Origin of the sequence: Citrobacter sp. MGH104, assembly GCF_001034485.1 — a bacterium.
Lineage (GTDB): Bacteria > Pseudomonadota > Gammaproteobacteria > Enterobacterales > Enterobacteriaceae > Citrobacter > Citrobacter freundii.
Window position 1 is genome coordinate 3,844,006 of sequence record NZ_KQ089818.1, and the last position, 21,720, is coordinate 3,865,725.

At 50.1% G+C, this 21,720-nt stretch carries 21 protein-coding genes and 1 pseudogene; 10 read left to right on the forward strand and 12 right to left on the reverse strand.

Features of this window, described 5'->3' with window-relative positions; all coding sequences use genetic code 11:
- The first annotated feature begins 60 nt into the window (after nt 1-60).
- Nucleotides 61-756, forward strand: a complete 696-nt coding sequence (bioD, locus tag SK34_RS18155; protein ID WP_003028922.1) for a dethiobiotin synthase — start codon at nt 61-63, stop codon at nt 754-756.
- On the opposite strand, the gene clcB is transcribed toward bioD, so the two are convergent.
- From clcB to SK34_RS18185, 6 genes and pseudogenes are all read right to left on the reverse strand, one after another.
- The gene (clcB, locus tag SK34_RS18160; RefSeq protein ID WP_048233855.1) at nt 712-2,001 is read right to left on the reverse strand and encodes a voltage-gated ClC-type chloride channel ClcB; all 1,290 of its coding nucleotides are present in this window, start codon (nt 1,999-2,001) and stop codon (nt 712-714) included. The two genes, bioD and clcB, sit on opposite strands and share 45 nt — an antisense overlap.
- A gap of 119 nt (nt 2,002-2,120) precedes the next feature.
- Nucleotides 2,121-2,735: a Tat proofreading chaperone DmsD gene (gene dmsD, locus SK34_RS18165; RefSeq protein ID WP_003028918.1), complete on the reverse strand. Its 615-nt coding sequence runs from the start codon at nt 2,733-2,735 to the stop codon at nt 2,121-2,123.
- A gap of 42 nt (nt 2,736-2,777) precedes the next feature.
- Complete coding sequence (locus SK34_RS18170; protein ID WP_048233705.1) at nt 2,778-3,632, reverse strand: dimethyl sulfoxide reductase anchor subunit family protein; 855 nt, start codon at nt 3,630-3,632, stop codon at nt 2,778-2,780.
- 1 nt (nt 3,633) lies between these two features.
- Nucleotides 3,634-4,251 (reverse strand): DMSO/selenate family reductase complex B subunit, encoded by a 618-nt coding sequence (locus SK34_RS18175; RefSeq protein ID WP_048233707.1) that lies wholly within the window; start codon nt 4,249-4,251, stop codon nt 3,634-3,636.
- A 10-nt stretch (nt 4,252-4,261) separates the two neighbouring features.
- Nucleotides 4,262-6,700, reverse strand: a pseudogene (gene ynfE, locus SK34_RS18180) (selenate/tellurate reductase subunit YnfE).
- A 148-nt stretch (nt 6,701-6,848) separates the two neighbouring features.
- On the reverse strand, nt 6,849-7,157 hold the full coding sequence (locus SK34_RS18185) for a DUF1161 domain-containing protein (protein ID WP_096890173.1): 309 nt from the start codon (nt 7,155-7,157) through the stop codon (nt 6,849-6,851).
- Nucleotides 7,158-7,259: 102 nt separating this feature from the next.
- Here SK34_RS18185 and SK34_RS18190 point away from each other — a divergent pair, with 102 nt between their 5' ends.
- The gene (locus SK34_RS18190; protein WP_080971890.1) at nt 7,260-7,970 is read left to right on the forward strand and encodes a YnfC family lipoprotein; all 711 of its coding nucleotides are present in this window, start codon (nt 7,260-7,262) and stop codon (nt 7,968-7,970) included.
- A 7-nt stretch (nt 7,971-7,977) separates the two neighbouring features.
- On the opposite strand, the gene speG is transcribed toward SK34_RS18190, so the two are convergent.
- Together speG and SK34_RS18200 are read right to left on the reverse strand one after the other, a co-directional pair.
- Nucleotides 7,978-8,538, reverse strand: coding sequence for a spermidine N1-acetyltransferase (gene speG / locus SK34_RS18195; protein ID WP_003032379.1), 561 nt, complete (start codon nt 8,536-8,538; stop codon nt 7,978-7,980).
- Nucleotides 8,539-8,573: 35 nt separating this feature from the next.
- Nucleotides 8,574-8,915, reverse strand: a complete 342-nt coding sequence (locus SK34_RS18200; RefSeq protein ID WP_003032382.1) for a DUF1283 family protein — start codon at nt 8,913-8,915, stop codon at nt 8,574-8,576.
- Between the two features lie 153 nt (nt 8,916-9,068).
- Here SK34_RS18200 and SK34_RS18205 point away from each other — a divergent pair, with 153 nt between their 5' ends.
- The 4 genes from SK34_RS18205 to SK34_RS18220 all read left to right on the forward strand — a co-directional run bounded on the left by SK34_RS18205 (nt 9,069) and on the right by SK34_RS18220 (nt 13,743).
- The gene (locus SK34_RS18205) at nt 9,069-9,395 is read left to right on the forward strand and encodes a YnfA family protein (protein ID WP_044699845.1); all 327 of its coding nucleotides are present in this window, start codon (nt 9,069-9,071) and stop codon (nt 9,393-9,395) included.
- A 108-nt stretch (nt 9,396-9,503) separates the two neighbouring features.
- A complete protein-coding gene (rspA, locus tag SK34_RS18210) occupies nt 9,504-10,718 on the forward strand; it encodes a starvation-sensing protein RspA (RefSeq protein WP_003836327.1) in 1,215 nt (404 codons plus the stop codon).
- 60 nt (nt 10,719-10,778) lie between these two features.
- A complete protein-coding gene (locus SK34_RS18215) occupies nt 10,779-12,113 on the forward strand; it encodes an MFS transporter (RefSeq protein ID WP_003836325.1) in 1,335 nt (444 codons plus the stop codon).
- Between the two features lie 163 nt (nt 12,114-12,276).
- Entirely contained in the window at nt 12,277-13,743 is a 1,467-nt protein-coding gene (locus SK34_RS18220) for a mannitol dehydrogenase family protein (RefSeq protein WP_048233708.1), read from the forward strand.
- A 75-nt stretch (nt 13,744-13,818) separates the two neighbouring features.
- Here the strand turns inward: SK34_RS18220 and ydfZ are convergent, their stop codons facing one another.
- From ydfZ to ydfG, 3 genes are all read right to left on the reverse strand, one after another.
- A complete protein-coding gene (gene ydfZ, locus SK34_RS18225) occupies nt 13,819-14,022 on the reverse strand; it encodes a putative selenium delivery protein YdfZ (RefSeq protein WP_003032393.1) in 204 nt (67 codons plus the stop codon).
- A gap of 191 nt (nt 14,023-14,213) precedes the next feature.
- A complete protein-coding gene (locus tag SK34_RS18230; RefSeq protein ID WP_003032396.1) occupies nt 14,214-14,900 on the reverse strand; it encodes a GntR family transcriptional regulator in 687 nt (228 codons plus the stop codon).
- Nucleotides 14,901-14,986: 86 nt separating this feature from the next.
- Complete coding sequence (gene ydfG, locus SK34_RS18235) at nt 14,987-15,733, reverse strand: bifunctional NADP-dependent 3-hydroxy acid dehydrogenase/3-hydroxypropionate dehydrogenase YdfG (protein ID WP_003032398.1); 747 nt, start codon at nt 15,731-15,733, stop codon at nt 14,987-14,989.
- A gap of 137 nt (nt 15,734-15,870) precedes the next feature.
- Here ydfG and dcp point away from each other — a divergent pair, with 137 nt between their 5' ends.
- The 3 genes from dcp to SK34_RS18250 all read left to right on the forward strand — a co-directional run bounded on the left by dcp (nt 15,871) and on the right by SK34_RS18250 (nt 19,547).
- Nucleotides 15,871-17,916 (forward strand): peptidyl-dipeptidase Dcp, encoded by a 2,046-nt coding sequence (gene dcp / locus SK34_RS18240; RefSeq protein WP_048233710.1) that lies wholly within the window; start codon nt 15,871-15,873, stop codon nt 17,914-17,916.
- A 288-nt stretch (nt 17,917-18,204) separates the two neighbouring features.
- Nucleotides 18,205-18,423, forward strand: a complete 219-nt coding sequence (locus tag SK34_RS18245) for a hypothetical protein (protein ID WP_003836310.1) — start codon at nt 18,205-18,207, stop codon at nt 18,421-18,423.
- Between the two features lie 197 nt (nt 18,424-18,620).
- Nucleotides 18,621-19,547, forward strand: a complete 927-nt coding sequence (locus SK34_RS18250) for a diguanylate cyclase (RefSeq protein ID WP_048233712.1) — start codon at nt 18,621-18,623, stop codon at nt 19,545-19,547.
- A gap of 283 nt (nt 19,548-19,830) precedes the next feature.
- On the opposite strand, the gene mgtS is transcribed toward SK34_RS18250, so the two are convergent.
- Complete coding sequence (gene mgtS / locus SK34_RS24735) at nt 19,831-19,926, reverse strand: protein MgtS (protein ID WP_003032406.1); 96 nt, start codon at nt 19,924-19,926, stop codon at nt 19,831-19,833.
- Between the two features lie 486 nt (nt 19,927-20,412).
- Between mgtS and urtA the strand changes: the two genes are divergently transcribed.
- Nucleotides 20,413-21,684: an urea ABC transporter substrate-binding protein gene (gene urtA / locus SK34_RS18260; RefSeq protein WP_003032408.1), complete on the forward strand. Its 1,272-nt coding sequence runs from the start codon at nt 20,413-20,415 to the stop codon at nt 21,682-21,684.
- The last annotated feature ends 36 nt before the right edge of the window (nt 21,685-21,720 follow it).

The following is a 21,720-nucleotide window of genomic DNA, read 5'->3' on the forward strand; positions in this document are numbered from 1 at the left end:
CTTTCTCCACTGTTTTATTTTCCTGACTTATATTTTCAAAGCATAACGGTGGAGTTAGTGATGCTGAAGCGTTTCTTTATTACAGGTACAGACACTTCTGTTGGGAAGACCGTGGTTTCCCGCGCATTACTACAAGCGTTAGCGTCAGGGGGTAAAAGCGTTGCGGGTTACAAACCTGTAGCCAAAGGCAGCAAAGAGACGCCCGAAGGTCTGCGCAACAAAGATGCGCTGGTGCTGCAAAGCGTGTCCACTATCGAACTGCCTTACGAAGCGGTCAACCCGATTGCGCTCAGCGAAGACGAAAGTAGCGTAGCGCATAGTGGTCCGGTCAATTACACCCTGTTATCCAACGGTCTCGCAAGCCTCAGCGAAAAAGTCGATCACGTTGTCGTGGAAGGCACCGGAGGCTGGCGGAGCTTGATGAACGATCTGCGTCCGTTATCGGAATGGGTGGTGCAGGAACAACTGCCGGTGCTGATGGTGGTGGGTATCCAGGAAGGCTGTATTAATCATGCCATCCTCACCGCACAGGCGATTGCCAGCGACGGACTGCCGCTGATTGGCTGGGTCGCGAACCGAATCAACCCGGGGCTGGCGCATTATGCGGAAATCATTGATGTGCTGGGTAAAAAATTACCTGCCCCGCTTATCGGTGAACTGCCTTATCTGCCTCGTGCAGAGCAGCGTGAGCTGTCGCAGTACATCCGTCTGTCAATGCTCGGCAGCGTGCTGTCGGTAGATAGAGTCGTGGCGTAACGTACGCGACAGCACCGACGCCAGGACACAGGCAATCAGTAATCCGGGGAGCAGGCGATACTCCCCGGTCATTTCACAAACCATCAAGGTCGACATTATTGGTGCATGCGTGGTAGCCGCCAGCAGCGTGGCCATCCCCGTTAAGCCCAGCAAAATAGCAATTTCATCCGAGCCCGGAAGCCATAATCCCCATACCTGACCCAGCAGCATGCCCACCGACAAGCCGACATACAGCGTTGGCGTAAACACGCCACCTGGCGCACCGGATCCACTGCTGGCAAGCACCGCCAGTAATTTGCAGATAAAAATCCCGCTAACTACGGCCAGCAGCGGTGGCGAAAGTAAATATGACTGCACCACGCTGTAGCCATTACCCCAGACTGCAGGCGTGAGCAATGAAAGCAGGCCAACGATCAACCCACCAAGCGCCAGTTGCCACGGCGGCGAGAGTTTTAAGCGCAAAAAACCATTATGGCTGGCGGTCATCAGCCACATGAAGAGCGGTCCGCAGATGCCAGCAGCCAGACCGGTGCTGACAATCATAACGTATTCCAGAGTATGCAATTCCCGAGACAGGTGAACGGTATACAGCAGTGCATTGCTGTCGCTAAGCAGATTGGTGGTGAGTAATGCGACTACGGCGGACACCACTACCGGTCCCAGTGATGCGAGGATCAGCGTGCCAAACAACACTTCGGCAATAAATAAACTGCCCGCCAGCGGGGCATGATAGGCTCCGGCCATACCCGCTGCGGCGCCGCAGGCAATCCATAACTTCCATTCTGTACGTGGGGTAAAGCGTTGAGCAAAGCAGGAAGCCGCCAGCGCCGCCAGTAAAATCATGGCACCTTCGCGTCCGATAGCGCTCCCGCTGGCGACAACCAGTAACGAGGCCAGCGATTTCACCAGGCTTGCACTGACGTCAAATTGTCCGTCGGTTTGTAGGGCTTCCATATAATCAGTGGGAGCCTGTGGGCGTAAACGGTTAAATTTTTGCCAGCCCCACAGCAGTAATCCAGCCGCCAGACCGCCGAGTGCAGGTGTCAGCATACGCCTTAAAGGCGAAAGGTTTGTCGCAGCGTTGACCAGACTCCCCGTGTTATTGCTCAGAAACAACCATTCGAGAAGCAGCATGGCATGACGAAATCCTGCGACGGCCAGCGCAGCAAGGACGCCAATCAACGCGGCGATCAGCAGACGGCGGAACATGGCGCGCAGGTCAGGATAAGCATGTAAATGATGCATGTGTGGCCAGAGAGGAAGTTTCAGACGTTTTATTTTGCGGCTATTTGACAACAGAAGCAAAAGCTCAGCGTGCGCAACAAGATGCACCACAGGCAGTATGCATCCTGCCTGTGACGAAATTAACGAAACAAAGGCTTATCGGCTACCGGGATCAGTAACTGTGATTGCCACTGTGCCAGTGTCAGACGCGCCAGCTCACCCAGCGCCTGGTAGAACGGGTGATCGGCTTTTTCGATAAATACATTAAGGAAGCGCGATGACCATGGGAACAGATGCCAGGCCAGCAGCTGTTCGCACTCGGTGTGGCGTTCGTTCTCAGCAAGCCAGGCCGTCAGCAACAGTAGTGAACCAAAGTGATCTTCTGGCTCATTTTGCTGCATAGCAAACTGGATACCGTTGTCCCGCATCCACTGACGCAGAGCCAGCGTGGAGTCGCCAAACAACACGTTTTCACGATCCAGCCAGACGGATCCCCAGGGCGGAGAAGGGAGCGCATAAGGGCCAACAAACAGACGTTGCCAGGCCTGCGGGAGAGACTCATCGGCCTCAGCCTGAAACTGTGCAACTAACGGCGAAAGCGTTGTCTTTTCAAGCGGCCACTGCGCCTGCCAACCATCGTTGCTTAACGCACTGACCAGTGCCGAAGCTTCGGCACTGTCTGGGGCATAGTAAAACAGCGCGCCGAGCACACGCGCTGCGGTGGAAAAGTTGTCACGTTGTGAAAAATGGGTCATGCAAACAATCCTGAAAAGTGCGGGTTGCCCCGCACCCGAAAATTAACCTGCGACAGCCATTCCGACTGTCATATGTAAACCGTAAAACAAGCCGCGGCCAATGATTTCACCGGCGAGGACGGACACTAAGCCCAGCGCCAGTCCGCCGACGGGCGGTTCTTTGCGACGGACAAGCGGACATATCCAGCAGCCCAGACCCGCAACCAGCAGGAGGATGCGCCAGACCTGCAGGCTTGCGTAGTCGGGCACCAGCGCGCCGGCGTTTTGTACCGAACTGTGGATTTCGCTGAGCGACAGTCCCTGCAGCACAACAACAGCCACGGTCACCAGCAGGGCCAGCACGCTGATACCGGCGAATCTGGCAGGGCTGCAGGAAACACCCGCAGCCCGCAGCAGCAGGGCGGCAAACAGCGGCCCGCTCAGCAGCATCGTCATGAAAAACGCGAGTGTAGTATAGCCGTTATACCAGGTTGGGACGGTGTCTATCTGGTAGACGTTGGTCATCGCACAGACAAATACCAGGCCCAGCAACATGCTCAACAGCAGCCAGATTTTACCTAACGTTGCGGGCATTTTACCGAGAAACGCCACCAGCCACCACAGGCCACCGACGGCGAAAAACAGCGAACCGCTGGCAATTTCGTTACTCAGCGCCGATGCGCCAATTCTGTTCAGCGAGTTAAATGCGCGCAGCGGCGAACCTAAATGCATGACCGAGGCGAGAAAGGCGATGCCCATCACCAGCCACAGAAAAAACATGCTGCGAACGATACGTTGTTTTACCAGCTCGTCTTTAGCGGTTAGCCAGCCGTAGCCACTTACGATCAGCGCCCCGGCTACGCACTGGCCCAGCACCGTAAACAGGACCAGCGGCCATTCATGCCATCCATTTCCCATTTTACACCTCCTTTGGATTAGCCAGAAAACCCGTGGTATCCCCGGTCGGGCGGCAATTGGTGTTTGGTTTGATCACAATACTCGGTCTGGTGAAGTGCGCACCCGGCAGCGGGGCGACGGCTGCCAGCTCACCATGTTTTTCGCGCAGTTCATCAATGGGACCGAAGTCCAGCGCACGCAGCGGACAGGACTCGACGCAGACAGGCTTTTTGCCGTCTGCCACGCGGTCATGACAGCCATCGCACTTGGTCATATGCCCTTTGGCGGCATTGTACTGCGGTGCGCCGTACGGACAGGCCATGTGGCAGTAACGACAGCCAATACACACATCTTCATCAACGACCACAAAACCATCATCACGTTTATGCATAGCCCCGCTGGGGCAAACCTTGGTACAGGCCGGATCTTCACAGTGGTTACAGGCAATGGAGAGGTAGTAGGCGAAAACGTTCTGTCGCCAGACGCCGTTGTCTTCCTGCCAGTCACCTCCGGCGTATTCGTAAATCCGGCGGAAACTGACGTCGGGCGTGAGATCCTTGTAGTCTTTGCAGGCCAGTTCGCAGGTTTTGCATCCGGTGCAACGACTGGAATCAATAAAAAATCCATACTGAGTTGTCATGGGTTAGTCCTTAAACCTTCTCGATCTCGACCAGATTAGTGTGCTGTGGGTTGCCTTTTGCCAGCGGTGAAGGGCGCTGTGTTGTCAGCGTATTGACGCAGGCGCCATGATCAATTTTGTCGCCGGTCATATCGGCATCGTGCCATGCACCCTGGCCCATTGCGCTGACGCCGGGCAGGATCCGCGGCGTCACTTTGGCTGCAATACGTACTTCACCGCGGTCGTTAAAGACCCGCACCAAATCGCCATTTGCAATACCACGCTTTTGGGCATCGACAGGGTTGATCCACACTTCCTGACGGCAGGACGCCTGCAGAACATCGATATTGCCGTAGCTGGAGTGCGTACGGGATTTGTAATGGAAGCCAAACAACTGCAGCGGAAATGCGCTGCGTTTCGGATCATCCCACCCTTCAAACGTAGAGGCGTAGACGGGAAGCGGGCTAATTACTTCGTCCTTTTGCAACTCCCAGGTGTTGGCTATTTTCGCCAGTCGACTGGAATAAATTTCAATCTTTCCGGACGGTGTTTTGAGCGGATTGGCCTGCGGATCGTCGCGGAATTTTTTATAAGCGACAAAATGCCCGTTAGGGTCTTTACGTTTATAGATCCCCATTTTTTTCAGCTCGTCATAGGAAGGCAGCGCGGGGTCTTTGGCCAGCATTTTTGCATACAAATACTGGAGCCACTGTTCCTGAGTACGGCCTTCCGTAAAGCGTTGATAAATATCATTGCCAAGGCGTTTGGCGACTTCGCTCATTATCCAGTAGATCGGTTTACGCTCGAACTTCGGTGACGTCGCGGGTTGAATAAAAATGAGGTATCCCATGTTGCCCGCATAGTCGTTAGGAATAATGTCTTCCTGTTCGACGGTCATTAGGTCCGGCAGCAGAATATCGGCATATTTGGCCGAGGATGTCATGAAGTTTTCGATGACCACTATCATTTCGCATTTCGTATCATCCTGAAGGATCTCATGCGTTTTATTGATATCTGAGTGCTGATTAGTAATGGTGTTGCCCGCGTAGTTCCAGATAAATTTAATCGGTACATCGAGCTTATCTTTCCCGCGCACGCCATCGCGGGTTGCGGTCATTTCCGGGCCACGAGCGATGGCGTCGGTCCAGCTAAAGCAGGATATCTAGGTCTTGATGGGATTCTCCGGCAGCGGCATGCGTTCAATCGTGATGGTGTAGGTTGATTCTCGTGCACCGCTATTGCCGCCGTTGATGCCAACGTTGCCGGTCAGGATAGGCAACATCGCGATCGCGCGTGAGGTCAGTTCGCCGTTAGCCTGACGTTGCGGACCCCAACCCTGACAAATATATGCCGGTTTTGTGCTGCCGATTTCCCGAGCCAGTTTGATAATGCGATCGGCGGGGATCCCGGTGACATGCGAGGCCCATTTGGGCGTTTTAGCGATACCGTCATCGCCGTTGCCAAGTATATAGGCCTTGTAATGTCCGTTAGCGGGGGCGTCGGCGGGTAGGGTTTTCTCGTCATAACCAATGCAATATGTGTCGAGGAACGCCTGGTCGACAAGATTTTCGTTAATCATAACCCAGGCAAGTCCCGCCACGAGTGCGGCATCGGTTCCTGGGCGGATAGGGATCCACTCATCTTCACGACCCGCAGCGGTATCGGTATAGCGCGGATCAATGACGATCATCCGGGCATTAGATCGCTCCCGGGCCTGCTCAAGGAAGTACGTTATTCCGCCGCCGCTCATGCGCGTTTCGGCAGGATTATTGCCAAACATTACTACCAGTTTCGTGTTTTCGATGTCGGATGTGCTGTTGCCGTCATTTGAGCCGTAGGTATAGGGCATTGCTGCCGCGATTTGTGCGGTGCTGTAAGTGCCGTAATGACTCAGAAATCCGCCATAGCAGTTCATCAGGCGAGCGACCAGCGAGGCATAAGGAGAGGAGCGCGTAATGTTGCCGCCTACAATGCCTGAGGTGTAATTAATATAAACAGCTTCATTACCGTATTTCTCTACGGTATTTTTTAAACTGTCACTGATGGTATCCAGTGCTTCCTGCCAGGTTATACGCTCGAATTTTCCCTCACCACGTTTGCCTACGCGCTTCATCGGATAATTCAGGCGATCCGGATGATTGATCCGTCGGCGGATTGAACGCCCACGCAGACAGGCACGAACCTGGTGCTGACCATAAATATCGTCTCCGGTCGTATCGGACTCCACCCATACGACTTCGTCATCTTTGACGTGGAGTTGCAGGGCGCATCGACTACCGCAATTCACGGAACACGCACCCCAAACCACTTTCTCTTCAGCCGGTTGTATCGCCTGTTGTACCGCAGCGGCGGCGGTGCGCATTCCAAAAGGTAATGACAGCCCGCCTGCGGCAAGCGCCAGCGAACCGATAGCCGAGGATTTCACTAACGTCCTGCGGCTGATGCCTCCATATTGCTCAATATCAGACATAACTCACTCCATTATAGTTATCGCTATATACTAATCTCTACAGCGAAATTAATAGCATGCTAATAATGGAGTGAGTTTACCCATTTATGGGTATGTCATCTTAATGCATATCAAACTGGAGTAACCCTCCGCGCACGGAGGGTGAGATTTATTGCGGTTCGGCGACGTGTCCGTCTTGTGCAGATGTGCTATTGGCGGGGGCGTTGCCGCTGTTGGTTCGGGTATAGAGAATTTTGTGCGTATCATTTGCACAATGTCCGACTACCAGTGAGTCAGGTTGATCGGCCTGATCGTTGGGGACAATATTCAGCGTGAAGCTGGATTCAGCTACACCATTATTGATGATGCGTTGTTCGATATCGCTTTTTACGCGTTCGCATGACGCGGGTGCCGCCAGAACCTGCGGGGAAGCGACTACCAACATGATCGCGGCAATTCCTGGTATGTATTTCATCATCAGCTCCTTTATGATCGACTTAAACTAAGATTAGCATTTCTGGTGTAAATAACTGTATTTGCTAATATGATTGAGAATTATCTTCTTATCCCGGTGAAAAATGTGAAGAAACAGACCCTGTTAGGTTTCCTGTGCGTCGTGCTGGTTGGCTGTGATAACGCCAAAGGGCTGGTTTCCTTTACGCCGGAAATGGCCAGTTTTTCCAATGAATTTGATTTCGACCCGCTGCGTGGGCCGGTGAAAGATTTCAGCCAGACGCTGCTCAATGATAAAGGTGAGGTCACTAAGCGTGTCGTTGGTACGCTGTCACAGGAAGGGTGTTTCGATACGCTTGAACTGCACGATATTGAAAACAATACCGGTATGGCGCTGGTCCTGGATGCAAACTACTACCGGGATGCCGAAACGCTGGAAAAACGGATCCGTTTACAGGGCAAATGCCAACTGGCGGAACTGCCTGCGGCAGGAGTGGTGTGGGATACCGACGATAACGGTTTTGTCGTTTCTGCCACGGGGAAAGAGATGAAGGTGGAATATCGCTATGATGCGGAAGGCTATCCGCTGGGTAAAACAACCGTCAATAAGGACAATACCTTACAGGTTGATGCCAAACCGTCGGTCGACCCGTTAAAGAAGCTGGATTACACCGCGGTGAGCCTGCTCAACAATCATCCGGTAGGCCACGTCAAACAAACGTGCAAATACGATGAATACGCAAATCCGGTCAACTGCCAGCTCGTTATCGTTGACGAGAGCGTGAAGCCGGCAGTTGAACACCATTACTCAATTGAAAACACCATCGCGTACTATTAGTCAGGCTTTATTGAGCTGTAGGTTGCAGCAGGTTTGGACCTGACGTTTTATGTTCTGCCAGATACTGCTGCTGGAAGATACACATACGGATAGTGTTGCGGTATTGGCCGTTGATAAAGAATTCATGAATCAGCTCGCCTTCGACCATAAAGCCAAGTTTACGGTAGATGTGGATAGCTTTTTCGTTCTCTTTATCAACGATCAGATACAGCTTATATAAATTGAGTACGGTAAAGCCGTAATCCATCGCCAGCTTAGCAGCCCGGGAAGCCAGACCTTTGCCCTGATAATCAGGGGAAATAATGATCTGGAATTCCGCCCGTCGGTGCACATGGTTAATTTCAACCAGTTCCACGAGTCCGGCTTTTTCACCGTCGCATTCCACCACAAAGCGACGTTCGCTTTGGTCGTGAATGTGTTTGTCATACAGGTCTGACAGCTCAACAAACGCTTCGTAAGGTTCTTCAAACCAGTAACGCATTACGCTGGCGTTATTATCAAGCTGATGAACGAATCGTAAATCTTCACGCTCCAGCGGGCGCAACTTAACACTGAGGGCGCTAGTCATATCGTATCCTTTCAATATCCTTCAAAGTGCAATGATTATGGGGCAACGGTGCGGCCAGTACGGCGGTCAAGGCAGCGCAATGTGTTAGGTTCCCAGTACGCATTAATATTAGCGCTCTGTTCGCATTTATCACGGCTATCAAAGGCTGTATCGGCTTTGTCCCACTCTTTCTCTGCACGTTTGTTGACTTTCTGGCGAAGCTGACGCGTATCGTTCCATTGTTCCTTTTCCATTGCTGCTTGTTGACGACTTTGCGCACTGTCCCCGGATTCAATGACCAGTTTACTGGTTTCAGCAAATGCGGAAGAGGTGTACACAGCCGCAGCCAGCGTCAGCATAGCCGTCAGGCACAGGCGTTTGGTCAGTGTAATTTTCATGGCGAATTCCTTTTATGGGAAAGGGTAAAAACGATAAAACAGGGTTAAATTCTACACTATTCCGGTTTGCGGGCATACCCACCCGGTGGATATGGATACGCTAACGAGATTCTGTCGTATCATAGTTAAACCGAAGGTAACTGAATAACATCAATGCTTAAGACCACATTTCTTTTTTTCGTCACCGCGTTATGCGAAATCATTGGCTGCTTTTTACCCTGGCTTTGGCTTAAGCGAGGGGCTACAGCCTGGTTACTGATACCCGCGGGGGTGTCACTGGCTTTATTCGTCTGGTTGCTGACACTGCATCCGGCAGCCAGCGGGCGTGTATACGCAGCCTATGGCGGTGTTTACGTGGTGACCGCGCTGTTATGGCTACGCATTGTCGATGGTGTAAAACTCAGTTTGTATGACTGGTCTGGCGCGCTGGTGGCGTTGTGCGGCATGTTGATCATTGTGGCTGGATGGGGGCGCGCATAGCGCCTTTTTTTGTGATCAAGCAGTGCTTTTTTGATCTTTATACTTGTATGGTAGTAGCTCAGTTGAGTAAATTTCCTGCATCACAAGAACAGATGTAGGGAATAAGAAATGAAGATTGTTGGGGCTGATGTTTTTGTTACCTGTCCTGGGCGTAATTTTGTGACGTTGAAAATTACGACAGAAGATGGGATCACCGGGCTGGGAGATGCCACGTTAAATGGACGCGAGCTGTCCGTGGCGTCGTATCTGAAAGATCATGTGTGTCCGCAGCTTATTGGTCGCGATGCGCATCGTATTGAGGATATCTGGCAGTTTTTCTACAAAGGCGCGTACTGGCGTCGTGGGCCGGTCACCATGTCGGCGATTTCCGCAGTGGATATGGCATTGTGGGACATCAAAGCGAAAGCAGCCAATATGCCGTTGTACCAGTTACTCGGCGGTGCTTCTCGTGAAGGGGTTATGGTCTACTGCCACACCACAGGCCATACCGTTGATGACGTACTGGAAGATTATGCGCGTCATAAAGAAATGGGTTTTAAAGCGATTCGCGTGCAGTGTGGCGTACCGGGCATGAAAACCACTTACGGTATGTCTAAAGGCAAAGGACTGGCCTATGAACCTGCCACTAAAGGGCAATGGCCGGAAGAACAGTTATGGTCAACGGAGAAATATCTCGATTTCACGCCAAAACTGTTTGAAGCCGTGCGCGATAAATTCGGTTTCAACGAACATCTCCTGCACGACATGCATCACCGTCTGACGCCAATTGAAGCGGCCCGTTTTGGCAAAAGCATTGAGCAATATCGTCTGTTCTGGATGGAAGACCCAACCCCTGCTGAAAACCAGGAGTGCTTCCGCCTGATCCGCCAGCATACCGTCACGCCGATTGCGGTAGGGGAAGTGTTCAATAGCATCTGGGACTGCAAACAGCTGATCGAAGAACAATTGATCGACTATATCCGCACCACCATCACCCATGCAGGTGGTATCACCGGTATGCGCCGGATTGCTGATTTCGCGTCGCTGTATCAGGTACGTACCGGTTCACATGGACCTTCCGATCTATCGCCTGTGTGCATGGCCGCCGCGCTGCATTTTGATCTGTGGGTGCCGAACTTCGGCGTACAGGAATATATGGGCTATTCCGAGCAGATGCTGGAAGTGTTCCCGCATAACTGGACCTTTGATAACGGCTATATGCACCCAGGAGACAAACCCGGCCTTGGGATCGAGTTTGACGAAAAACTGGCGGCGAAATATCCGTATGAACCTGCATATCTGCCTGTTGCTCGCCTGGAAGATGGCACGCTGTGGAACTGGTAAATATAAATTTTACGTACGAAAGATGTTGATTAACCCAATACCCTACAGAAGGTTAAACTTATGGTTAGTTCAGTCGATATTAAAAACAACGTAGATAATAAGCCCATTATTCGCCGAGTGGCTTCAGCATCCGCAATTGGTACTGCTGCTGAGTATTATGATTTTTTTGCATATGGCACAGCAGCTGTACTCTTTTTTGGCCATTTATTTTTCCCAAGTGATGATCCGTTAATTAGTACACTCGCGGCTTTTGCTACCTATGCTGTTGGTTTCCTCGCAAGACCATTAGGCGGAATTGTCTTTGGACATATTGGCGATAAAGTTGGACGCAAAAAAGCTCTGGTGATTACGATATTAATCGTTGGCTTAGGGACATTCTGTATTGGCTTGTTACCTACATACGAAAAAATAGGTGTATGGGCCCCAGCTTTACTTATTTTTATTCGTGTATTACAAGGCTTTGGTGTTGGAGGTGAACAAGCCGGTGCAGTACTGATGACTGCTGAATACTCTGAACCCAAGCATCGTGGTTTTTTCTCCAGTTGGGTTCAAATCGGCGCTCCGGTTGGCTTCCTTCTGCCTTTGGCACTCTTTGCGTTGTTGAATGCCACGCTTTCTCCAGAGGCAATGATGGATTATGGGTGGCGTATACCGTTCCTGTTAAGCCTGCTACTGGTTATTGTTGGGCTGTTTATCCGCTTAAAAATTGATGAGTCACCAGTCTTTGCTCAGATTAGGGAGACAAAAGCAGAAGAATCGCGACCATTAGTCGAAGTCATTCGTGATTTCCCTGGTATTGTTGTTAAGGGAGTGTGCGCTAAGCTTATTGAAGCTTGCACATTTGCTATGTTTACTGTGATTGTCCTTGCTTACGGTAAAGCAAATAATCTTGATGCAAATATCTTGATGGAGACAATGATTGTCGCAGTGATAATAGAAATTGTTGCCATACCTCTAATGGGATCGCTGTGTGACAGAATTGGGCGTAAACCCGTCTATATTATGGGTGCGCTTCTTCAGGTTGTTATGATTATTCCATTCTTCCTGGCAATTAATCAGGATAATTTCTGGCTAACACAGCTTGTGATGATTCTGGTTCTGAGTTTTGGACATAGTATGTGCTATGCGCCTCAGGCCTCTTATTTCCCGGAGCTTTTCCCTACGCACATTCGCTGTAGCGGTATTGCATTAATTTGGCAGTTAGGATCGCTGATAGGTAGTGGGATCCTGGGGCTGGTGGCTGTGAAGATTCTGCAGGTTACTGGTGGGCATTATTATGGACTGGCAACCTACGTGATTGTACTAGGCGTCATCTCAGTCATTGGTTTGCTAATGATGCCTGAAACCGCGCCGCAGAGACTAAAACGTGAATACCAGCAGTGGCAGAAACACTAATCTTCTTTGGCGGCAGTGTGCCGCAATATTCATCTTTCAGGTGGTATATAGCTTAGATATTGATGTCATACCAATCATAAAAAGCTTAATGCAAATCAAAACATACAACCATACAGGCGTTACTCTGGAACAGTCCTGATTTCATTTATAAGTAGGCCATACCATGCAAAACAAGCTCTTAGCGGCAAAGGCTGCACTTCCTGACTACGATCGTACAAAACTGGTTCCGCGTATTGTTCATCTGGGGTTTGGCGCGTTTCACCGCGCACATCAGGGGGTTTACGCTGACATTTTGGCTGCAGATCACGGCAGTGACTGGGGCTACTGCGAAGTGAATCTGATTGGCGGCGAGCAGCAGATTTTCGATCTGAAACAGCAAGATAATCTGTATACCGTTGCAGAGATGTCTGCTGATGCCTGGACTGCGAGAGTCGTGGGCGTGGTGAAAAATGCATTGCATGCACAGGTTGATGGTCTGGAAAGCGTACTGGCAACGATGTGTGAACCACAAGTCGCGATCGTTTCCCTGACCATAACGGAGAAAGGATACTGCCATTCCCCGGCGACCGGTGAACTGATGTTAGACAATCCAATGATTGCCGCCGATCTGCAAAACCCAAAACAGCCAAAAACTGCTCCAGGCGTAGTGGTTGAGGCTTTGGCACGCCGCAAAGCGGCAGGTTTAGCCGCCTTTACTGTGATGTCCTGCGACAACATGCCTGAAAACGGTCATGTAATGCGTAATGTTGTCACCGCGTATGCCAGAGCAGTGGATGAAGAACTGGCTGCGTGGATCGAACAACATGTGACGTTCCCGTCGACTATGGTTGACCGAATTGTCCCGGCAGTTACCCCAGAGACACTGGACAAAATTGAACACATCACTGGCGTACGCGACCCGGCAGGTGTGGCATGTGAGCCGTTCCGTCAGTGGGTTATCGAAGATAACTTTGTCGCCGGTCGCCCTGAATGGGAGAAGGCAGGTGCGGAGCTGGTGGCAGATGTCATTCCGTTTGAAGAGATGAAACTGCGTATGCTCAACGGCAGCCACTCTTTCCTGGCTTATCTTGGTTATCTGGCCGGTTATCAACACATTAATGATTGTATGGATGATGAAAACTATCGTCTTGCTGCTCGTGCGTTGATGTTGCAGGAACAAGCACCCACGCTGAAAGTAAAAGGTGTTGATCTACAACGTTATGCCGATCTGTTAATTGAGCGTTACAGCAACCCGGCACTGCGTCATCGTACCTGGCAGATCGCTATGGACGGAAGCCAAAAATTGCCGCAGCGTATGCTTGATTCCGTTCGTTGGCACATTGTAAACGGCAGTCACTTTGATTTACTGGCGCTGGGCGTGGCGGGCTGGATGCGCTACGTCGGCGGTGTGGATGAGCAGGGCCAGGCGATTGAAATTAGCGATCCGCTGTTGCCCGTGATCCAGAATGCGGTGCGTAGCAGTAACGAGGGCGAAGAGCGCGTTCGGGCGCTGCTGGCGATCGATGCTATCTTTGGTCGTGAACTGCCGCAGGTTGAATTGTTCAAAAACCAGGTTACACAAGCATATCTTGCTTTACTGGCTGAAGGGGCGAAGGCGACGGTTGCGAAGTATGCAGCAAAACTGAAGTAACGAAGATTATGTTTTATGTCGCCATCTGGCTTTCAACGGGCCAGATGGCGCTGTGTTTTCTGGCATTCACACCAATTAGTTCATGCCTAAACGAATCAGCTCGAGGGGGGCATATTTGCCTTCACACCCTTCGATTTCCACTGTTTTTCCGCGGCGAATCTGCTCAGCGGTCAGGCCATCGGTATCTATCGCTGTAATGCGGCCTGTGAGCCCGGTGTCGCTGATCATGACGCGGCTGCCAGTGGTGATTGCGTTACGGTTACGATCGTATGTTTTCATGGTGTTTTCTCCTTTCCAACTTACCGTCAAAGCCCGTGGGCTTTTAGTCCCACGTAACGGGCGCAATATAAATACGCTTCTCGTTAAGGATTTTTTTTGTTTTCGATCAAAATCACAGCTTTTTTTATGCAGTTATGCAGGAGAGGGTAAAACGCAGGAGAAACTCACCCCGGTGTGAGGCGAGCGTAGTATTAATCTTCGCTGAACCAGTCGCTATTTTCCTGACGAATAAGCTGAACGGACTCACCAATTTCCTGGAGATGGAGCATCATTGCGCGCTCGACCGCATCGCCATCATGTTTCTCAAGGGCGGCAAAGATATCGTGATGCTGGCGTAACAGCATTTCAGGCGGGGAAATATGATCCAGGCTCATATAACGAACGCGGTCAATTGTAGCCTTTATATTCTCAACGGTATCCCAGGCGAGTTGGCACTCGGCGATTAAAGCCAGTTTCTGATGAAACTCATCATCAAGCTGGAAGAAATCATTGATCTGTTTTCGGTCAATTGCGATGCGCTGCTGATGCAAATTTTGTTCAAGCTGATAGCACTGTTGGTCGTTGATCAGCGATGCGGCGCGGCGTACCACGGCACATTCAATCGCCTGGCGGACAAAACAACCATTTTGCACCTGCGACAGCGAAATCTTGTTCACATAGCTGCCACGCTGTGGGCGGATCTGAATCAGACCGTTTTCTGCCAGTTTGATGAATGCTTCTCGTACCGGCTGGCGTGACACATTAAAGCGTACGGAAACCTCTTTCTCAGACAGCGGTGTACCGGGTGCTATCAGACAATGCACGATATCACGGCGAAGAATACGGTAAATCTGTTGATTTACTGGCTGTGTAGGGTTGAGCTGCGTTTCTACGGTCATTCATTCTTACTTTTTAGAGAGTTAACCCGGATATTTTATCACTTCTTTCAGGCTATCTATACCCGGCGCAAGGCCGGGCAGATAAATTAGCTCCGATGAATACTCAGCCCGGCAAAAGACTGTGTGACAGGCATCATTTCAAGGGTGTTGATATTGACATGAGCCGGTAAAGAAGCCACCCACCATACCGCTTCTGTGACATCTTGCGGGGTCAGCGCCGTGGTATTTTCGTAGGCTTTTTCAGCTTTTGCATCATCACCTTTGAAACGGACATTAGAGAATTCCGTACCGCCAACCAGACCCGGTTCGATGTCGGTAACGCGAATGGCAGTGCCGTGTAAATCAGTACGTAAATTCAGGCTAAACTGGCGAACAAATGCTTTGGTCGCACCGTAGACGTTACCGCCAGCGTATGGCCAACTGCCCGCTGTAGAACCGATATTGATAATATGACCGCGGTTGCGTTCAACCATGCCTGGCAGAACGGCACGGGTCATATAAACCAGCCCCTTGTTGTTGGTGTCGATCATATTTTCCCAGTCTTCAACGCTGGCCTTATGGGCAGGCTCAAGGCCCAGCGCCAGACCTGCGTTGTTGACCAGAACATCAATATTGCGCCATTCAGCAGGGAGGGCGTCCAGCATCTCTTCAATTGATGCACGATTACGTACGTCCAGTTGCGCGGTATAGAGGCGGTCACCCAATTCCTCTTTCAGTTCCTGCAGGCGCTCCTGGCGGCGTCCGGTGGCAATAACTTTATGCCCATTCTCAATAAAACGACGCGTAATGCACTCACCAAAACCTGCGGTTGCTCCGGTTACTAAAACGATCATCTCACTGTTCCTCAACGCTTTTTATGTAGTACTACCATAGCACGTCATTTCCGTTCAGAGCTATTCCTGCGTAACGCGATTGCGGTTGATTCCTGGGAAGTCTACTCTGGTAAACAAATCGTTTTCAGGAGTGAAAGATGTCGTTAACGAATCCTTTTTTACGTCACAGCACGTTGCCGTACCAGGCCCCGCAGTTTGATCAGATAGAGGTGCAGCACTATCGCCCGGCGTTCGATGAAGGCGTGCGGCAAAAACGTGCAGAGATCGAGGCGATTGTGCAAAACCCGCAAGCCCCTGATTTTGCCAATACGTTGCTGGCGCTTGAACAAAGCAGCGCTTTGCTGACACGCGTAACCAGCGTTTTCTTCGCGATGACGGCGGCGCACACCAACGATGAACTACAGCACCTTGACGAAGAGTTTTCCGCAGAACTGGCGAGCCTTGCCAATGATATCTATCTCAATGAAGCACTCTTCTCGCGCGTTGACGCTGTCTGGCAACGGAGAGGTTCTCTGAGGCTGGAAAGTGAATCATTACGCTTGCTGGAGGTCATCCACCAGCGTTTTGTACTGGCCGGCGCATGTCTGAATGAGACTGATAAAGCGAACCTTAAAGCGCTCAATACAGAGTCCGCCACGCTGACCAGCCAGTTTAACCAACGGCTGCTGGCAGCGAACAAGTCCGGTGCTCTGGTGGTGGATGAAGCACGTTATCTGGAGGGACTCAGCGCTGAGGAAATTGCCGTTGCCGCTGAAGCTGCAAGGGAGAAAGGGCTCGACGCGCGTTGGGTTATCCCGCTATTGAACACGACTCAGCAACCGGCGCTTGCGGCGTTACGCGATCGCCATACCCGTGAAAGTCTGTTCACCCGCGCATGGAAGAGAGCAGAAAACAATGACGCTAACGATACTCGGGCTATTATTCAGCGACTGGTCGAGATCCGGATGCAGCAGGCGAAACTACTCGGTTTTGCCAATTACGCTGCATGGAAAATTGCCGACCAGATGGCAAAAACACCGGAAGCTGCACTGACTTTCATGCGGGCGATTGTTCCTGCCGCGCGAGCTCGGGCACTAGATGAACAGGCCGAAATCCAGAATGTTATCAATCACAAACAGGGGCAATTTAACGTCGAGGCCTGGGACTGGGCATTTTATGCTGAGCAGGTTCGTCGTGAGAAATATGCTCTGGATGAGGCGCAGCTCAAACCTTACTTTGCCCTTGATACGGTGCTGAACGAAGGCGTTTTCTGGACGGCCAATCAACTCTTTGGCATAAAATTTATAGAACGGTTCGATATTCCTGTTTATCACCCGGATGTTAGGGTATGGGAAATATTTGATCACGATGGCGTAGGTCTGGCGTTATTTTACGGCGATTTCTTTGCCCGGGAATCGAAAAGCGGTGGTGCCTGGATGGGCAATTTTGTTGAGCAATCGCAACTCAATGAAACCCGGCCGGTTATTTACAACGTGTGTAATTATCAAAAACCGGCAAAAGGTCAGCCTGCATTGTTATTGTGGGATGATGTTATTACGTTATTTCATGAGTTTGGCCACACGTTGCACGGTCTGTTCGCCACTCAGCGTTACGCCACGCTTTCAGGGACCAACACTCCGCGTGATTTTGTTGAATTTCCTTCGCAGATTAACGAACACTGGGCGAGTCATCCGCAGGTCTTTGCCCGTTTTGCTCGTCATGTTGTTACTGGGGAGCAAATGCCGCAGGCGTTGCGAGATAAAATGCAGCAGGCCAGCCTGTTTAACAAAGGTTACGACATGACCGAACTGCTCAGTGCTGCATTGCTGGATATGCGCTGGCACGGTCTGGAAAATAGCGCGTTATCTCTTTCGGTCGATCAATTTGAACAGCAGGCGCTGGCAGCAGAAGGTTTGGATCTCAAGGCCGTGCCACCACGTTATCGCAGCAGTTATTTTGCCCATATCTTCGGCGGCGGTTATGCCGCGGGTTATTACGCCTATCTGTGGACGCAAATGCTGGCCGATGACGGCTATCAGTGGTTTGTAGAGCAGGGCGGATTAACCCGTGAAAACGGGCAGAAATTCCGCGAAGCGATTTTGTCCCGCGGAAATAGCACTGATTTAGCTGAACTCTATCGCCAGTGGAGTGGACGAGAACCACGAATGGAGTCGATGCTGGAACATCGTGGTTTGAGCGCGTAAGGTTTGTTCAGAGGGGGAAAGTCCTCAATTCAGCTTAGTTAAACAGAATGATGCCGATAAATTCATCATTGTGATGAAAAGGGAATTACGCAGCAGGCCGGATAGCGAAGCGCCATCCGGCCTGCTGCTTACTGTCGCTTCGGGCATCAACAATCGGATGTGATGCCCGTTTATTTGAATTATCTAAGAAAAGAACCCTGCAATTTAACGTCCTTACCGGAAAAAGTTACTTTTACTCTGTGCGACAATCATTGTTCCAAAACATTGAACTTCATAGAGGTCTTAAACATGCCTGAACGTACAGAACTTGTTGATAAAATCGTCCTTAACAGTCTGCAAACCTACTTTGAGAATTGGCCACTGGCGACAGCAGAGGATATTGTAATTTTTATCCTGACCGTAACAACTCTGACGGTAGCATCACTGACACTGGACATTCATAGCTATAAAAAGCTTAAGGCATACACATCAGCTTTCTTATCGGTTTTTATCTATCCGCGAAAATAAAAGGCTCAATGAACCGCGACTAATTTGAGCCAGGTATGAACTGAGTCGGCGATACTCGCTATGCCGCGACCAGTGGCATAGCGCAATGCTATTGTTAATCGCGGCTTATTAATTACTATTAAAAAATTTACATAAATTTTCTTTTTTATCGTTAAGATAATTCCATCAGAAACGCTCGAACAGGGAGAGAGAACGTGATGATGAGAAATACGAAGGAAATAGATGCAATTTTGATTGAGTTGAACAAGTCCATTGATGCCCACTACAAATGGTTAGTGACAATGTTCCGCTGCGTGGTGTCTTCAGATGTTACACAGCCGGATATTGTGGGTGAAAACTCGCATTGTATTTGTCGATTTGGACAGTGGCTTAATAATCAATCGCGGTACAATGAGGATGATTGTAGTTACGTAAGCAAGATAAATGCCACCCACGAAAAGATGCATTTATTAGGCAAGGAGTTGCTATTGGCTATAGTGGAGAAACGTAGTCATTCATGGCATTTCGACAGTTTCCAGGACGCGCTGCTGGCATTTACCTCATCTGTAATGGACTACAAAATATATTTATTGAATATCCGCAGTAATATCGATGTATTAACAGGTTTACCTGGCAGAAGAATGCTCGATGAGTCTTTTGAGCGGCAGTTGCTCGATGCCGAACCGCTTAATCTCTATATATTGTTGTTAGATATCGATCGTTTTAAATACGTTAACGATACCTACGGCCATTTGGTTGGTGACGTTGTATTGCGGGCTCTGGCATCAAATTTATTGTCATGGACGCGATATGATGAGGTGGCGTACCGCTACGGTGGAGAAGAGTTCATTATCATCATCAGAACAAAAACGAACGAGCAGGCATGCCAGGCGGGTTTGAGACTTTGTCGTTTGATTGGTCAGAAAAACATTCCCTACTCTGATGGAGAGATCGCTATCACGGTAACGGCTGGCATAACCCGGGTTCAACAGGGTGAAACGCTGGATACCGCGCTTGGTCGGGCTGACAGGGCGATGTATCAGGGGAAACAGACCGGCAGAAATCGCTGTATGTTTATGGATGAAAATGAGCAGATCGCGTTGGTGGACACCAATGACGGGACCTCGTATCCCCTCAGTGCGTGAGTTTTCGAAAACGCTTTGAGGTAGTTGCGTTTCGTTTAACTTTCATTGGGGTTGTTGATGATAGGTTAGCTGACTATCCGTTATCTTCGCAGGGAATTGCCAGATAGCGTATAAAAGCAAAACACAAATCTATCCATGCAAGCATTTACCGCTGGTTTATCCGGCGGTTTTTTTTATCTGTAAATCAGGAAAAAGGTACCACGAGCGCGATTTGGGCAAAAAAATGGCCCCTTGTGCAGCTACGCAACAAGGGGCCGGGTCGGTGCAGGACTATCTCCGTTCATCAATCATCCCATCTGTGGCTAAAATACGCGGCCAGGAAACCGGAAAATAAAATAATTCCCAGAACAGCCATAAAAATATTCATATTACCCAGCATAGTAAATGCTCCTTTATCTGTGAGTTTCCTCTCTTACCTTAAGTTCACCTCGCTTATGACTATAGTAGCAATTCAATCTTAAACAAAGGCTGAACTGTGTGATTATTTCGGCTGAAAAGTAAATTTTTGACATGATCACGTCGAATAAAATAAATAATAGTGACGAGACACATTTATCTGCGCACAAATAATCCTGTTTTTAAACCCTGAGACGCTGCTATGACAGTGTGCTGCTGACACAGATTGTTGCACGTTTATAATGCAGAGTTGTCTCATGGTGGTTCAATTTTTCCTTTGATTAACCCGTTTGGTGGGAAAATGTAATACTGATTTTTGTGCTCGAGATGCTAATTTATTGATTTTATATGATGTTTTAATATCTGGCATCGTTTTTGCCTTATCACTTCTGAACACCTTTAATTTGCACCGTTTTGTCTGCCCGGCTGCACCGGAGCTTTCAGCAAGTTTAATTTCAGGAGTGAAACTATGCAGCGTCGTACATTTTTAAAAGCTTTTGCACTTTCTGCCTCTGTTGTAGCAATGGGCGTGAGTTTTAGCGTTCAGGCAGCCGACACCATCAAAGTTGGCATCATGCATTCTTTATCCGGCACGATGGCCATATCCGAAACGCCGCTAAAAGATGTGGCGTTGATGACCATCGATGAAATTAATGCTCAGGGCGGTGTGTTGGGTAAAAAGCTGGAACCGGTGGTGGTTGACCCAGCCTCGAACTGGCCGTTATTTGCTGAAAAAGCAAGGCAGTTGCTGAGTCAGGATAAGGTAGCGGCAGTTTTTGGCTGCTGGACATCGGTTTCGCGTAAATCGGTTCTACCAGTATTTGAAGAATTGAACGGTCTGCTGTTTTACCCAGTGCAATATGAAGGTGAGGAGATGTCGCCTAACGTCTTCTATACCGGCGCAGCCCCCAACCAGCAGGCGATCCCGGCAGTTGAGTATCTGATGAGTGAGGACGGCGGCAGCGCGAAACGCTTCTTCCTGCTGGGCACGGATTATGTTTATCCACGCACGACCAACAAAATTTTACGCGCCTTTTTGCACTCAAAAGGAGTTGCCGATAAAGACATCGAAGAGGTGTACACCCCATTCGGACACAGCGATTACCAGACCATTGTCGCCAGTATTAAAAAATTCGCCGCAGGGGGGAAAACGGCGGTGGTATCAACCATCAACGGCGATTCTAACGTTCCATTCTATAAAGAGTTGGCCAACCAGGGCCTGAAAGCCACCGATGTTCCTGTGGTGGCATTCTCCGTGGGTGAGGAGGAGTTACGCGGTATTGATACCAAACCGCTGGTGGGCAATCTTGCAGCCTGGAACTACTTTGAGTCCGTCGATAACGCTGCCAACAAGAAGTTTGTCGCGGATTACCGGGCGTATGCCAAAGCGCACAAATTACCAAATGCTGAATCGGTGGTGACAAACGACCCCATGGAAGCTACGTATGTTGGCCTCCATATGTGGGCGCAGGCGGTAGAAAAAGCCGGAACGACTGATGTGGATAAAGTTCGCGCTGCAATGGCGGGGCAATCCTTCGCTGCGCCATCAGGCTTTACCCTGACCATGGATGCGACCAACCATCACCTGCATAAACCCGTCATGATTGGCGAGATTGAGGGCAATGGCCAGTTTAACGTGGTATGGCAAACCGATGAGCCGGTCCGCGCCCAGCCATGGAGTCCGTACATCGCTGGTAATGATAAAAAATCTGAACAGCCTGTTAAAACCGCCAGCAACTGATCGTGTGCCCTCCTGCGGGAGGGTAACGCTTTGGAG

What these genes read in the sequence shown, in the direction of transcription:
- bioD (WP_003028922.1), top strand. Translation starts at nt 61, where the DNA reads ATGCTGAAGCGTTTCTTTATTACAGGTACAGACACTTCTGTTGGGAAG.
- clcB (WP_048233855.1), bottom strand. Translation starts at nt 2,001, where the DNA reads ATGCATCATTTACATGCTTATCCTGACCTGCGCGCCATGTTCCGCCGT.
- dmsD (WP_003028918.1), bottom strand. Translation starts at nt 2,735, where the DNA reads ATGACCCATTTTTCACAACGTGACAACTTTTCCACCGCAGCGCGTGTG.
- SK34_RS18170 (WP_048233705.1), bottom strand. Translation starts at nt 3,632, where the DNA reads ATGGGAAATGGATGGCATGAATGGCCGCTGGTCCTGTTTACGGTGCTG.
- SK34_RS18175 (WP_048233707.1), bottom strand. Translation starts at nt 4,251, where the DNA reads ATGACAACTCAGTATGGATTTTTTATTGATTCCAGTCGTTGCACCGGA.
- SK34_RS18185 (WP_096890173.1), bottom strand. Translation starts at nt 7,157, where the DNA reads ATGATGAAATACATACCAGGAATTGCCGCGATCATGTTGGTAGTCGCT.
- speG (WP_003032379.1), bottom strand. Translation starts at nt 8,538, where the DNA reads ATGACTAGCGCCCTCAGTGTTAAGTTGCGCCCGCTGGAGCGTGAAGAT.
- SK34_RS18200 (WP_003032382.1), bottom strand. Translation starts at nt 8,915, where the DNA reads ATGAAAATTACACTGACCAAACGCCTGTGCCTGACGGCTATGCTGACG.
- SK34_RS18205 (WP_044699845.1), top strand. Translation starts at nt 9,069, where the DNA reads ATGCTTAAGACCACATTTCTTTTTTTCGTCACCGCGTTATGCGAAATC.
- rspA (WP_003836327.1), top strand. Translation starts at nt 9,504, where the DNA reads ATGAAGATTGTTGGGGCTGATGTTTTTGTTACCTGTCCTGGGCGTAAT.
- SK34_RS18215 (WP_003836325.1), top strand. Translation starts at nt 10,779, where the DNA reads ATGGTTAGTTCAGTCGATATTAAAAACAACGTAGATAATAAGCCCATT.
- SK34_RS18220 (WP_048233708.1), top strand. Translation starts at nt 12,277, where the DNA reads ATGCAAAACAAGCTCTTAGCGGCAAAGGCTGCACTTCCTGACTACGAT.
- ydfZ (WP_003032393.1), bottom strand. Translation starts at nt 14,022, where the DNA reads ATGAAAACATACGATCGTAACCGTAACGCAATCACCACTGGCAGCCGC.
- SK34_RS18230 (WP_003032396.1), bottom strand. Translation starts at nt 14,900, where the DNA reads ATGACCGTAGAAACGCAGCTCAACCCTACACAGCCAGTAAATCAACAG.
- ydfG (WP_003032398.1), bottom strand. Translation starts at nt 15,733, where the DNA reads ATGATCGTTTTAGTAACCGGAGCAACCGCAGGTTTTGGTGAGTGCATT.
- dcp (WP_048233710.1), top strand. Translation starts at nt 15,871, where the DNA reads ATGTCGTTAACGAATCCTTTTTTACGTCACAGCACGTTGCCGTACCAG.
- SK34_RS18245 (WP_003836310.1), top strand. Translation starts at nt 18,205, where the DNA reads ATGCCTGAACGTACAGAACTTGTTGATAAAATCGTCCTTAACAGTCTG.
- SK34_RS18250 (WP_048233712.1), top strand. Translation starts at nt 18,621, where the DNA reads ATGATGAGAAATACGAAGGAAATAGATGCAATTTTGATTGAGTTGAAC.
- mgtS (WP_003032406.1), bottom strand. Translation starts at nt 19,926, where the DNA reads ATGCTGGGTAATATGAATATTTTTATGGCTGTTCTGGGAATTATTTTA.
- urtA (WP_003032408.1), top strand. Translation starts at nt 20,413, where the DNA reads ATGCAGCGTCGTACATTTTTAAAAGCTTTTGCACTTTCTGCCTCTGTT.